Here is a 12929-nt window from a genome sequence, read left to right on the forward strand (position 1 = left end):
CACCGCCGCGGCGGCAGCTGCCTGCCCCTCTCCGCCGGCGACGGCCCCATCCACCACGACCTCACGGCGGTCGCTCCGGAGCCGGAGCCGAAGCACCGGCCGCGGCCGCACGCCGCCTGAGCACGGGCCGGGCGGTCCGGGTGCGGGGCCGCATCGGCGGCGCGACGCTGGAGACCTGAGGACCGCCCCCACCCGGCGGGGTTCGTGCGGAGGGCCGGTCGTCGTCCGTGCCGAAGGGACCACCGCCATGCGCATGCTCGTCCAGGCCTCGATCGACACCGAACGTGCCAACGCGGTGATCGCGGAGGGGAAGATGCCCGAGACGATGGAGCAGATTCTCACCGTCCTGAAGCCCGAAGCCGCCTACTTCTACCCGCTGCACGGCCGCCGCGGCCTCGTCATGGTGGTGGACGTCACCGACGAGGCCGACCTGATCCCCCTCGTCGAACCGCTCTGGATGGAGATGGGCGCCGACGTCGAGGTGGCCCCCTGCCTCACCGCCCAGGAACTCCAGGCCGGCCTCGCCCGCCTCACCGCCCGGTCCTGACCCGGCCGCCCCGGAGGTCAGTCGGCCTCGCCCGCGGGCACCACCCATCGCGTGGGCTGACCGGTGACCTGCGCGATCATGTCGTAGTCGCCGTCGTAGTGCAGCACGGTGACGCCGTGGCGCTCCGCCGTCGCGGCGATCACCAGGTCGGCCGCCGACACTGCCCGCCGGTTGCCCGCGCCGACGAGCAGTACCTGGACGTCCAGCGCCCGGTCCCAGACCTCGTCGGTCGTCGGCAGCCGGTCGAAGCCGCGCATCTCGTCACGGATCCGCTCGGCCTCGGCCTTCGACCTGGCGCTGCGCAGGACCTCCAGTTCCACGGCCGCACAGACGGCCAACAAGCCGGCGTTGTGGAGGGGTTCCACTGCCCTGCGAACGGCCTGTTTGGGGAATCGGGCCAGCGCCGAGGTGTCGATCAGGAAGCGTTCCGTCATGCCGCCCGGTGCTCCGAATCACTCTCCACCGGACCGGTCAGGTCCGGCAGGCCGCCTTCGGCCAGCCAGTTCAGAAAGGATTCCCGCTTCCGTCGCTTGATCGCATCGGCGAGCGCGGCGTTCACGGTGGCCACCTTCGTGGTGGTGCCGAAGATCTCCGCGGCCTCGGCCAGCAGCTCGTCGTCCACGTCTATCACCGTGCGCGTCATGCCAACCTCCCGAGGGTCGTGATATCGAATCCCATGCTATCCGATATCACGACCCCGGGGCCGTCAGCCGATGTCGAGGCGGGCGAGGCGGCGCAGCAGGGCGGGGCTGAGGCGGCCGAGGAGGTGGGCGGCCTTGGCCTCGAAGGTGACCGGGACGACCGGCTTGCCGGTGCGGACCGCGCGGAGGATCTCCGCGGCGACCTTCTCGGGCGGGAAGCCCCGGCGGGCGTACGCCTTGGTGGCCTTGGCCCTCTTGGCGGCCTGCTCGTCCGGGTCGGTGCCGGAGAAGGTGGTCGTGCTGGTGATGTTGGTCGCCACGATGCCCGGGCAGATCGCGGAGACGCCGATCCCGTGCGGGGCGAGTTCGGCCCGCAGGCAGTCGGAGAGCATGAGCACCCCGGCCTTGCTGGTGGCGTACGCGGCCAGCGACTTCGCCGGCAGGTAGGCCGCCGCCGAGGCCAGGTTGACGATGTGTCCGCCCCCGCCGCGGGCCACCATCAGGGCGCCGAAGGCGCGGCAGCCGTGGATGACGCCCCAGAGGTTGACGTCCAGGACGCGCTGCCACTCCTTCTCGGTGGTCTGCAGGAAGGTGCCGGCGTGGCCGATCCCGGCGTTGTTGACCACCACGTCGGGCACGCCGTGCTCGGCGGCGACCTGCCGGGCGAAGGTGTCGACGGCCTCGCCGTCGGAGACGTCCACCCGGTGGGCGTGCGCCCGCGGGCCGACCAGGCCGCAGAGGTCGGCGGTGCGTTCGGCGGCGGCGAGGTCGAGGTCGCAGACCACCACCCGGTCCCCCTGCTCGGCGAAGGCCAGGGCGGTGGCCCGGCCGATGCCGCTGCCGCCGCCGGTGACCACCGCGAGCCGGCCGCTCACCGGCGGGCCCTGGACGTGCCCGGCGGCGACCCGGGCCACGTGCTCGCGGACGAACCGGGCCACCGTGCCGCCCTTCTCCAGCAGCGCCGACCAGTGGCCGGCGTCCAGGGTGCGGCGGGTCAGGTGCGGCACCCAGCGCTCCAGGCCCTCGGAGAGGAAGGTGGAGACGTAGCGGTCCCGCTCCAGGGTGATCAGCTGGACGGGCACCTCGGTCGGCCGCTCCCGCGGGCTGCGCAGCACCGGCCGGAAGTTGGCCCGGTACAGCTCGATCCCGCGGACGGCGTCCCGGCCGAGGGTCGGCTGCGGGTGGCCGGCCCGCGGGGTGACGGCCTCCATCCGGTGCAGCACCGTCGGCCAGGCGCGGGCCAGGAAGAGCCGCCAGACGGCCGGTGCCAGGTAGGGCAGTTGGAAGGCCGTGATGTACCAGGAGTGCACGCCCTGGACGAGCAGCTGGCGCAGGTGCCGCGGGGTGGGGCGGCGCATCCGGTGCCTGATCCAGTGGCCGATGTGGTCGAGCGACGGCCCGGAGACGGTGGTGTAGGAGGCGATCCGCCGGTGCGCGCCGGGTTCGGTGACGGCCTCCCAGGACTGGATGGAACCCCAGTCGTGGGCGACCACGTGCACCGGCTCGTCCGGGCTGACGGCGTCGGCGACGGCGAACAGGTCGGCGCCGAGGTGCTCCAGCCGGTAGCCGTCCCGGGCGGCGGGCACACCGGAGCCGCCGGCGCCGCGGACGTCGTAGCGGACCACGTGGTGGTCGGTGGCGAGGTCCGCGGCGACGTCGTCCCAGACCGCGTGGGTGTCCGGGTAGCCGTGCACCAGCAGGACGGTCGGCCGGGCCGGGTCGCCCTGCTCGTACACGGCCAGCGGCAGCCCGCCGGAGTGGACGGTGCGGCGGCGGATGGTCATGCGGCCTCCTCCTGGAGCGTCCAGCGCCGCACGTGCGGCAGGTCGTCGTCGAGCCAGAACGCGTCGTCGTCCGTGACGACGAGCAGTTCCTCGAACTTGATGCCCACGTCCCGGAAGCCGATGTGCGGCTCGACCGCCCACAGGCCCGGGGTGGGGGCGTGCCGGGACGAGCGGCCGTCCGCCCACAGCGGGGAGCGGCCGTGCAGCCGCTCGCCGATCAGCTCCCGGCCGAGCGTCTGGAGTGTACGCACGCCGAAGCCGAAGAGGGTGACGCCGGCCGGGCCGCGGGCGGTCGTCCGGGTGACCCGGTGGCCGATCACCCGGCCGGGGTAGACCCGGTGCCGGTTGTCGTAGCCGTGCACGGCGAGCTGGGCGTCCACCGCCGCGTACACCTCGTTCAGCGGCTTGCGGGCCTTGACCTCGGCGAGGATCAGCTCCCGGTAAACCTTCAGGTCGGCGGCGAGGCGGTCCCAGACCGGGTTCTCGCCGACCTTGCCGCCGTAGCCGATGTCCGCGGTGTAGCCGTCCACCACCGGCGCGCAGTCCAGCACGTACGGCATGCCCTCCTCCAGCCGGCGGCTCCCGGCGAAGAACTGCAGCGGGGTGCGGAAGTGCCGGAAGGCCGTGCGGTCGCCGAACCAGGCGAACGGCACGTGGAAGTAGTCCTGCACCCCGGCCCGCTCCAGGCAGCGGCGCAGCTGCGCGGTGGCCTGCCGCTCGGTGACGCCGGGTTCGATCCAGGCGGCGACCTGCTCCGCGCAGTGGTAGGCGAGTTGCTGCGTCTCGCGGAACCTGGCGAGGTCGCGCTCGTCGTACGGGAAGGTCATGTGCGGGCTCCTCAGAGGTCCAGGACGAGGGTCTCGCCCTCGGCCGCGCGGGAGACGCAGGGCAGCAGGGCGCCGCCCGCGCGCTCGGCCGGGGTCAGCCGGCGGTCGCGGTGCTCGGGCGTGCCGTCCAGCACCCGCACCCGGCAGGTGCCGCAGAACCCCTGCTTGCAGGAGTACGGCAGGTCGGGACGGAGCTCACGGGCCACGTCCAGGGCGGAACGGTCCGCGGGGACGGCGAGTTCGGGACCGCCGGCGCCCAGCCGGACGGTGAACGGGTGCCCGCCGGAGACCGGCGCCGCACCGAACCGCTCGAAGTGCAGGGCGCGGGCCGGCGAGGCGTCGAACGCCCGCTGGACGGCGGCCAGCATCGGCGCCGGGCCGCAGCAGTAGACGGCCGCGCCGCGCGGGGCCCGGGCGAGCAGCTCGGCGGCGTCCGGGACGCCGTCGCGGTCGTCCGTGCGGATCTCCACCCGGGCCGGGTCGAGGGCGCGCAGTTCCTCGGTGAACGGCAGCGCCGCGGCCGTCCTGCCGGTGTGCACCAGCCGCCAGTCCAGGCCGAGCGAACGCGCCTGACGGGCCATCGGCAGCAGCGGGGTGATGCCGATGCCGCCGGCCAGCAGCAGCACCGCGGGCTCCGCGCAGAAGGCGAAGCCGTTGCGCGGGCGGGCGGCGGACAGTCGGCTGCCGACCGCGACCTCGTCGTGCAGCTCCACCGACCCGCCGCCGCCGTCGGCGGCCCGGCGCACCGCGATCCGGTAGCGGTGCCGGTCCGCGGGATCCCCGCAGAGCGAGTAGTGCCGCTGACGGCCCGACGGCAGGGTGAGGAGCAGACGGGCACCGGGCTGCCAGGACGGCAGCGGGCCGCCCGAGGGCTCGGCGAGGTGCACGGCGACGACGTCCTCGGCGACCGTGCGGTGGCCGGTGACCACCAGGCGCAGCGGCGGGACGGGGGCGGGGGCCGGCCTGCGGGGACTGCGGCGCGGACAGGTCGTAGTCGTAGCCGCACTCCTCGCAGTACCGGCCGGTCTGCGGGCTGCGGCAGATCGGGCAGGTCACCAGGCCCGCGGTGATGTCCGGGCCGCCGTGCGACGGCTGGCCGTGGCCGTGGCCCTGGCCGCCGCCGCCGATGGACAGCCCGCCGAGGCCGCCGCGGCGCCCGTAGGGGGGCTCCTCGTAGGACGGCTCCTCGTAGGGCGGCTGCCCGTACCCGGAGTCGCGGCCGGCCGGCTCGTAGGGGGGCCGCTCGTAGCCGCCCGGGCCGCCGTACGCCGGACCGCCCGGGGGCGGGGGCGGCGGGGCGGAGGCGGGCGGGGGCGGCGGGTAGCCGGACCCGGCGGGAGCGCCGAACGGCGAGCCCTGGGCCGGCGGGGCGCCCGGGACGGCCAGACCGGGCGGCGGAGTCATCGGGAAGCCGCAGAAGTCGCACCAGTCCTCGGCCTGCGACTCATGGCCCCTAGGGCAGATCGGCATCAAATCCCCCACATCAGCAGGTCCGGCCCAGGGAATCGGCCGGTCATCTCTTCACTCGCACGGTCTTGGTCGACCGGGTCTCGAGTGTCATCGAGTCGGCCTCGCTCACGTTCTTACGGAATCGAACCGTACCCTCCTTCGGATCCACCACGTCGACCACCTTCTCCAGCAGACGGAACGTGCCGTCGTTGCCGGTCACGTGGGCGAGCCGGACGGCCGCGCCCAGCTTGGCGGTGGCCCGGTCGACGTCCCCCGCGCGGTGGGCGGCGAGGCCCTCCTGGATGGACGCGGCCAGCTCGGCCTGGCCGGTGTAGTGGGCCACCTGCTGGTTGATCCGGGTGGATGAGGCCAGGTCGTCGGTCCACACGGCCCGGACGAGGCCCTGGGAGAGCGTCTCGGCGGTGCCGTCGGGCCGCGGCAGCACCAGGCTGACGCGGGCGGCCAGCATCTCGTCGCCGACGGCGGCGGCCGGCACCTCGACGCAGACGTGGTAGTCGCGGCTCTCGTCGCCCCAGGAGCCGGTCGGGTAGTCGCCGGCCCGGGGGCCGGTGTCGGTGCGGCGGCCGGTGAGGTCCTCGACCGAGGGCGCGACCTGCTTGACGTACTTCACCACGGCGTTGGCCGGGGTCCAGATCCGCAGCGCGACGTCCGCGACCTGCTTGCCCATGGTGGCGGACATCATCGCCCGGAAGTCGTCCGCCAGGCCGGAGGGCTCGGCGACGATGTCGACGGTGCCGAGCAGCGCGGAGGAGATCCGGCGCAGCTCGTCGACCTCCCAGTCGGTGCCGACGCCGCGGCAGTCGGCGGTGAAGTACCCGGCGGCCCGCTCCAGGACGGCCTGCAGCTCGGCGGGCTTCTCGTGCTCGTTGCGCCCGTCGGTGAGCAGGATGCCGTGCCGGATGGAGCGCTCCGGGCGGCTCTCGAAGAGCCGGCGGGCGAGGGCCAGCCAGGTGCCGATGGCGGTGCCGCCCATCGGGGTGAGCTTGCGCAGGGCGGTCCTGGCGGCGGCCCGGGTGGACGGGTCGGCGACGGCCAGCTCGCCGCCGCCCGGGTAGACCTCCGCGGCCTCGTGAGTGCCGGCCACGACGGCGAAGGCGACGCCGTCGCGCAGGGTGTCGATCGCGGCGGCGGTCGCCTCGCGGGCGTTGCGCATCTTGGAGGCCGGGTAGTCCATCGAGCCGGAGCAGTCGATCATGATCACCACGGCGGCGTCGCCGCCGTCGGCGGAGGCGGGCAGCCGTCCGCCGGCGGTGCCGCCGCCCGTGGCGGTGACGGTCACGATCGCGTTGACCTCGCGGGCGCCCTCGGCGAGGTACTCGTTCTGGAAGATGTCGACGTCGAATCGGGGCGCGTTCGGCTTGGCCAGACTTGCCATGGGCTGAGGGCTCCTGTCGAGCGGGCGGGCGGGTCCGGTGGGGTCGTCGTGCGGTGGTCGGGTCGTCGTGCGGGCGCGCGGGGCCGCGCCGGCCTGCGGCGCGCCCGGGTGCGGCCGTCCTCAGTCGAGCGGTGCCGGGGCCGGCGGGAAGGGCGGCATCGGAGGTGCGGCCGGTGCGGGCGGCGCCGGGGGCGGCCCGTCCGGCAGGGTGGCGTCGTGCCCCTGCGGTGCGGGGGCCGCCTCGGCGGCGGGCCGCTGCACGGGCAGGTCGAGCAGGGTGGGCTCGTGCTCGGGCTCGCCCGGGGTGATCGGCAGCACCGCGACGGTGATGTTGTCGTGCCCGCCCGCGGTGACCGCGAAGTCGACCAGGGAACGGGCGGCGGCCAGCGGCTGTGTCCGGGCGTCGGCGCGGACGAAGAAGGCCAGGTCGGTGGCGGCCTCCGCGTAGTTCCACAGGCCGTCGGTGCAGATCAGCACCACGCCGGGCACGTGCGGGGTGAAGGCGACGGTGTGCGGCAGGAGCTCCTCGGCGTCGGCGCCGAGCCAGCCGGTGATGGCGTGCGCCCGCGGGTCGGCGTACGCCTCGGCCTCGCCCATCAGCCCGGCGGCCACCATCCGGGCGGCCCAGGAGTCGTCCTCGGTGAGCCGGTAGGGCTCGGCCGACTCGCGGTCGTCCGGGATCCAGTAGGCGCGGGTGTCGCCGACCCAGCCGATGGTGACCAGGCCGTCCGCCGCGATGGCGCTGACGTAGGTGCAGGCGGGCGCGTTGAGTCCGCCGTCCGGCCGGGCGCGGTTCTTGTCGTCGTAGGCGAGCTCGGTGACGGCCCGGGCGGCGTCGGCGATCGCGCGGCGCATCGCGGCGGTCGGGTCGTCGCCGCGTTCCAGCGAGCTGAGCAGCGACTCGGAGGCGGCGTCCACGGCGGTCGCGGAGGCCTCGTCCGGGCGGGCGGAGGAGGAGACGCCGTCGCAGACCACGGCGACGACGGCGGGCCGGCCGCCGGGCAGCGAGGTGCCGGCGACGGTGAAGGCGTCCTCGTTGCGGTGGTGGCGCAGGCCGCGGTCGCTGACGCCGGCGACGCCGGCCATGGCCCGCTCCTGGTGGTCCCGCGGCCGCGGCTGCGCCTTGCCGCAGGACTCGCAGTACCCGTCGGGGGCGAGGCCGGTGGCTCCGCAGTGCGCGCAGGCGCCCGCGGCCGGCCCGGCCGGCTGGAGGTCGGGCACGGTCGCTCCGGGCCCCCGGACGTCGGTCACCACCCGGGCCCCGGCGGGTGCGGCGGGCCCGGCGGTGCTGTGTCCGCACGCGCCGCAGTAGGCGTCGTCCGGGGCCAGCGGCTCGGCACAGCTCGGGCACACGGTCTGCTGCTGCGGCATTGCTCACACCCACGTCCGTGGACGGGCACGGTTGGCCCGCTCCACCATCTCGATCCTCGTTCCGGCCCGGTCGGACAACCGTGCCAACACCCGGTAGGAGTGCTCCAGGGCGAAGCGCAGTTCCCGTTCGCCGGCAGGATGTCCGAGCACTTCGCAGGCCGGGTCCGCGCTGCCCGCGGCGGCCGTTCCGGAGCCGCCCGGGCGGCCCGCGACGACCCAGCCGAGGGCGGCGTCCAGCAGCTCGACGGAGAGCTCCTCGTGCCGCCGGGCGTCCAGGCCGAGCGCGGTGATCTGCTCGGAGCAGCGCACCAGGTCGGGGCCGAGCGGGTCGGTCGCAGGACGGTCGCTCAGCCGGGCGCGGACGGCGGCGATCCGTGCCGCGGTGTGGTGCGCGGAGGCCTCCGGCACCGCCTCCAGGGCGGCGACCGCGCCGGCCCGGTCGCCGGCCGCGAGCCGGACCCGGGCCAGCCCGAAGGCGGCGCCGACGTAGCTGCGGTCGGTGGTGGCGACCAGGCGGTGGAACTCGGCGGCGTCCTCGCCGTTGCCGAGCAGTTCGGCGCAGAGGGCGAGGGCCAGCTTGGGCGCGGCCTCGCCGGGGAACGCGTCGTACAGCGCGTCGAAGGCTTCGGCGGCGGCCCCGGCGCGGCCGGCGGCGAGGGCGGTGAGGCCGCGGTACCAGACGGCCCGCCAGTCCCCGGGGTGGTCCTGCTCGACGGCGTCGAGGTCGCGTGCGGCGGCCTCCGGGTCGCCGAGTTCCAGGTGGGCGCGCAGGGCCCGCAGGCGCAGTTCCAGCGAGGGCGCGGGGGCGGTGGCGAGCGCGGCCAGCGCCTCGCCGGGTGCGGTGCCGGCCAGGGCGGCGAGGAAGCCGGCGTTCGGGTCGGCGGTGTCCACCCGGGGCACCGGCAGGGCGAGGGCGGCGGCGGCCGGGTCCGGCGGGCCGGCGGCGGGGTCGGTGTCGAGCACCCGGACCTCGGGCCCGAACAGCGTGGAGAGCGCGGGCCGCGGCCGGCCGTCCTGCAGGGCGAGCACCTCGCGCAGGACGCCGGTGAGCTGGTCGGCCATCTCCTCGGCGGAGCCGAAGCGGCGGGCCGGGTCCGGGTCGGTGGCCCTGACGAGCAGTCGGTAGTACGACTCGTAGGCGGCGAACAGCGGGGTCTCGTCGGGGCCGGGCAGGTCGTGCCGGTGGGTGGTGTCGTAGCCGCGGAAGTCGAGGCTGAGCACGGCCAGGGTGCGGGCCACGGTGTAGAGGTCGGAGGCGGGTGACGGTCCGTCGGTGGCGATCTCGGGCGCCTGGTAGCCGACGGTGCCGTAGATCGGGCCGTCGTCGTCGAGGCGCCGGACGGCGCCCATGTCGATGATCTTGAGCGAGTCCTCGCTCTGGATCACGTTGTCGATCTTGAAGTCGCAGTACACCAGCCCGCGGGCGTGCAGGTAGCCGAGCGCCGGCAGCGCCTCCAGCGCGTACGCGATCGCCTGCTCGACCGGCAGCGGGTCGCGCCGGCCGTCCGGGGTGCGGCGCTCGTTGGCGATGTCCTTGAGCGACTTGCCGCCGACGTACTCCATCACGATGTAGCCGTCGCTGCCGCCCGTCCGCAGGTCGGGGTGCTCGGCGAAGTTGATGATGCGGACGATGTTGGGGTGGTCCACCTCGGCGAGGAAGCGCCGTTCGGCGAGCGCGACCGCCAGCGCGTCCTCGTCACCGGTGTCCAGCAGGCCCTTGAGGACCACCCACTTGTCGCTGACCCGGCGGTCGACCGCCAGGTAGATCCAGCCGAGCCCGCCGTGCGCCAGGCAGCCCACCACCTCGTACTGGCCGCCGACCAGGTCGCCGCGGCGCAGCTTGGGCGTGAACGAGTAGCCCGTGCCGCACTTGGTGCAGAAGCCCTCCGGGCGGCCCGGCTGGTCGCCCTTGGAGCGGCCGACCGGCGCGTCGCACCTGGAGCAGAACCGCTTGCGCTCCGGCACCTCCGGGTCCTCCAGCACGGCCGCGGACGGGTCGGGCCGCGGCACCGCGGGCACCGTCACCAGGCCGGCGCCCAGGTTGCCGCGGCGGCCCGTCCCGGCGGTGCCGCCGCTGCTGCGCACCGAGACCGAGCGGCCGGTGCCCGTCCGTGCGGAGCGGTGCGAGCGGGACCGGCCGGACATCGTCCGCGAGGAGCCGGTGCGGGACGAGCCGGCGCGCGCGGAGTCGGGGGAGACCCGGGCCGGGGGCACCCGCGGTGCGCCGGCCTCGGCGGCCAGCCCGCACTCGTCGCAGTAGCCGTCCGCGTCGACGGTGCCCGGGCAGTCCCGGGTGCACCGCCCCGGCGCCGCACCGGCCGCGGCCGGTGCGGCCGCCGTACCCGCCGCCCCCGCGGCCCGTCCGGTGCCGGCCTCGGCGGCCAGCCCGCACTCGTCGCAGTAGCCGTCCGCGTCGATCACACCGCTGCCGGAGCACTCCGGCCGCGTGCACACCTCACCCATCGCTGTCCCCGCCCCCCTCGAACTCCCCCGCCGGCCGGGTGTCCTGCACCGCCGGGGCCTGGTGGTCCTGCCCGTTCCCGCCGTCCGTGACACCCGGACCGGCCGCGATCCCCGGACCGGCCGGCAGCGCCGGCACCGGCCGCACCGCCTGCTGGAAGCGGGCGACCGCCTCCGCGGCGGCGCGCAGGTCGCACGGCGCGCTCCACAGCAGCCAGCGCGCCTTCTCGAACCGCTCGACGACCTCCGGGTCCTCGGTGATCCGCAGCCGCGCCGCCATCGCCTTGTACGCCTCCAGCCGCCCCCGCAGCTCGGCCCGCACCGCCAGCGGCTGGGCCACCTCGGTCAGCGAGGACCGGGCCCGGGCGAGCTCCTTGGCGGCCGCGTCCTCCAGCGCGTCCAGCAGCGGCCCCAGCCGGTACCACTGGCCGCCGTGCTGGAGCTCCACGGCCTGGCCGATCCGCTCGCGGAGCGCCGAGGCCGGGCCCGGCACGGCAGGCACCTCGGTCGCGGCGATCTTCGCCAGGACCTCGCCGCGGGCCCGCCGGGCCTCGGCGAGCGTGGCGTCCGCCCGCTGCAGCAGGTCGGCGACCTGCTGCAGCCGCTCGTGCGACTCGTCGCGCAGCCGCAGCAGCCCCTCCAGCTCCACCCGGACGTCGTCCAGCGCCCGGCCCGCCCGGTCGAAGCGGGCGGTGTCGACCACCCCGGAGACCGTGCCGGCCGTCATCGCGGCCGCGGCGGGCCCGTCCTCGGCGCGCTGCGCGGGCACCCGGGCGGGCCGCCACAGCGCCAGCGGGTCCGCGACCACCTCGGTGCGCTGCGCCGCCAGGTCCCCGGCCAGTTCGGCGAGGTCGTCGGCGAGCGGGTGGCCCCCCGGCCGTACGCCGACCGACAGCGCCAGCATCTGCACCCGGTGCAGTTCGGCGAGCAGCAGGTCGATCCGGGCGGGCAGCGCCGACCAGACCGCGTCCGCGGCGGCGACCACCTCCAGCACCGTCGCGTACCAGGCGTTCATCCGCTCCAGCAGGTCGGCGAGGCTGATCCGTTCGACCAGCCGGGCCGGTGCGCCGAGCCGGGCGCCGCCGTCCGGCAGCTGCCCGCCGGAGACGGTGACCGAGGCCCCGCCGAGCAGTTCGCCGAGCTCCGCCAGTTCGGCGGAGCCGGGCCGGTTGCGGCGCGAGCGGACGGCGCGCGCCGAGGCCAGCGCCTCCGAGTAGCGGTCGAACAGCGACCACAGCACGGACAGGCCCTGCCCGGCGACGGACCACCGCTCCCGGGTGCGCCCGGTGAGGGCGGCCCCCTCCAGCAGCCGGCGGCCCGGATGGTCCTGCAGGTCGAGCAGCGCCGCCTCCACGGCGTCGCGCTCGGCGCCCAGCCGCGCGAGTGCGCGGTCCACCTCCTCCCGGCTCATCGCCGGGCCGGCAGTTCCTGCCAACGGTCCTTCCTCTCCGGTGCGGTCGCCCGGTGCCGGTGCGGCACCTCCCGCGCCTGCGGCGCGCCCCCCGGTGACGGTGCTTCGTGTGACGGGGCGACGGGTGACGGGACGGTCGGTCGACGGGACGATCGGGTGACGGGGTGACGAGACTACGGCAGGTACGGTGCGGCGGAGGCACCCATGGTGGGCGCCAGCCAGCGCGTGTAGCTGCGCTGCCACCCCCCGTCCGCGCGGTACTCCGCCAGCACCTGGTTCACCCAGGCCACCAGGTCGGGCGCCGCCCTGTTGACCGCCACCCCCATGTAGGCGTCCGAGATGCTCTCGTCGAGCACCTGCACGGTCGGGTCCTGCGCGGCCTGCGCGGCGGCCAGCGAACCGTCGGTGAGGGTGGTGTCGACCTGGCCGAGCTGCATCAGCACCAGGCAGTCCAGCTGGTTCTCCACCACCCGCACCGCGCTGGTGCCGCGCGGGTCCCGCTTCAGCTCCGCCTCCGAGGAGGACTGCGCGGCCACGCAGGCCCGCCGCCCCTTGAAGGCCGCGGCCAGCGAGGTCACCCTGGCCGCCCGCTCCACCACCACCTGCTGGCCGGTGCGGAAGTACGGGGCGGAGAAGGCCACGTCCTTCAGCCGCTCGCAGGTGATGGTCATGGTGCGGGTGATCAGGTCCACCTCGCCGTTCTTGACCGCCTCGATCCGGCGGGCGGTGGGCACCGTCCGGAAGGTGATCTTCTCCGGGTCGCCCAGCACCGAGGCCGCGATCGCGTGCGCCAGGTCGATGTCGAAGCCCTCGATCCGGCCCGTCCGCGGATTGCGGAAGCCCCAGTTGAAGCTGTTCTGGTCGACGCCGACGACCAGTGAGCCGCGCTGCCGGATCCGCCGGACCGCCGCCCCGTTCGGGTGCTCGGCGGGCGGCGCGCTCTTGGTCACGTCGCAGTCCGCGGGCGGCGGATCCGGCAGCGCGGGTCACTGGTCGTCGGGGGCGACCAGGACAGGTTCAAATGGGGGTTTCGCGATGCGCGG

At 75.7% G+C, this 12929-nt stretch carries 11 protein-coding genes; 1 reads left to right on the top strand and 10 read right to left on the bottom strand.

What is annotated here, in order from left to right; genetic code table 11:
- The first annotated feature begins 247 nt into the window (after positions 1-247).
- Positions 248-547: a hypothetical protein gene (locus tag ABD353_RS23810; protein ID WP_344625690.1), complete on the top strand. Its 300-nt coding sequence runs from the start codon at positions 248-250 to the stop codon at positions 545-547.
- Positions 548-564: 17 nt separating this feature from the next.
- On the opposite strand, the gene ABD353_RS23815 is transcribed toward ABD353_RS23810, so the two are convergent.
- The 10 genes from ABD353_RS23815 to ABD353_RS23860 all read right to left on the bottom strand — a co-directional run bounded on the left by ABD353_RS23815 (position 565) and on the right by ABD353_RS23860 (position 12836).
- The gene (locus tag ABD353_RS23815; RefSeq protein ID WP_344625691.1) at positions 565-981 is read right to left on the bottom strand and encodes a PIN domain nuclease; all 417 of its coding nucleotides are present in this window, start codon (positions 979-981) and stop codon (positions 565-567) included.
- Entirely contained in the window at positions 978-1190 is a 213-nt protein-coding gene (locus tag ABD353_RS23820; RefSeq protein ID WP_030265425.1) for a type II toxin-antitoxin system VapB family antitoxin, read from the bottom strand. Before ABD353_RS23820 ends, ABD353_RS23815 begins: the two co-directional genes overlap by 4 nt.
- 63 nt (positions 1191-1253) lie before the next feature.
- Positions 1254-2972: an SDR family oxidoreductase gene (locus tag ABD353_RS23825; protein WP_344625692.1), complete on the bottom strand. Its 1719-nt coding sequence runs from the start codon at positions 2970-2972 to the stop codon at positions 1254-1256.
- Positions 2969-3799, bottom strand: coding sequence for a M24 family metallopeptidase (locus tag ABD353_RS23830; protein WP_344625693.1), 831 nt, complete (start codon positions 3797-3799; stop codon positions 2969-2971). Before ABD353_RS23830 ends, ABD353_RS23825 begins: the two co-directional genes overlap by 4 nt.
- An 11-nt stretch (positions 3800-3810) precedes the next feature.
- The gene (locus ABD353_RS23835; protein ID WP_344625694.1) at positions 3811-4728 is read right to left on the bottom strand and encodes a PDR/VanB family oxidoreductase; all 918 of its coding nucleotides are present in this window, start codon (positions 4726-4728) and stop codon (positions 3811-3813) included.
- A gap of 584 nt (positions 4729-5312) precedes the next feature.
- Positions 5313-6644, bottom strand: a complete 1332-nt coding sequence (locus ABD353_RS23840) for a VWA domain-containing protein (RefSeq protein ID WP_344625695.1) — start codon at positions 6642-6644, stop codon at positions 5313-5315.
- A gap of 120 nt (positions 6645-6764) precedes the next feature.
- Positions 6765-8015, bottom strand: a complete 1251-nt coding sequence (locus tag ABD353_RS23845; protein ID WP_344625696.1) for a PP2C family protein-serine/threonine phosphatase — start codon at positions 8013-8015, stop codon at positions 6765-6767.
- Positions 8016-8018: 3 nt separating this feature from the next.
- Entirely contained in the window at positions 8019-10478 is a 2460-nt protein-coding gene (locus tag ABD353_RS23850; protein WP_344625697.1) for a serine/threonine-protein kinase, read from the bottom strand.
- Positions 10471-11886, bottom strand: a complete 1416-nt coding sequence (locus ABD353_RS23855; protein ID WP_344625727.1) for a hypothetical protein — start codon at positions 11884-11886, stop codon at positions 10471-10473. Before ABD353_RS23855 ends, ABD353_RS23850 begins: the two co-directional genes overlap by 8 nt.
- 173 nt (positions 11887-12059) lie before the next feature.
- Positions 12060-12836 carry a glutamate ABC transporter substrate-binding protein gene (locus tag ABD353_RS23860; protein ID WP_344625698.1) on the bottom strand — a complete coding sequence of 259 codons (777 nt, stop codon included), beginning with the start codon at positions 12834-12836 and terminating at the stop codon, positions 12060-12062.
- Positions 12837-12929 lie beyond the last annotated feature (93 nt).

The sequence above is a fragment of the Kitasatospora arboriphila genome (genome assembly GCF_039528095.1).
GTDB lineage: Bacteria > Actinomycetota > Actinomycetes > Streptomycetales > Streptomycetaceae > Kitasatospora > Kitasatospora arboriphila.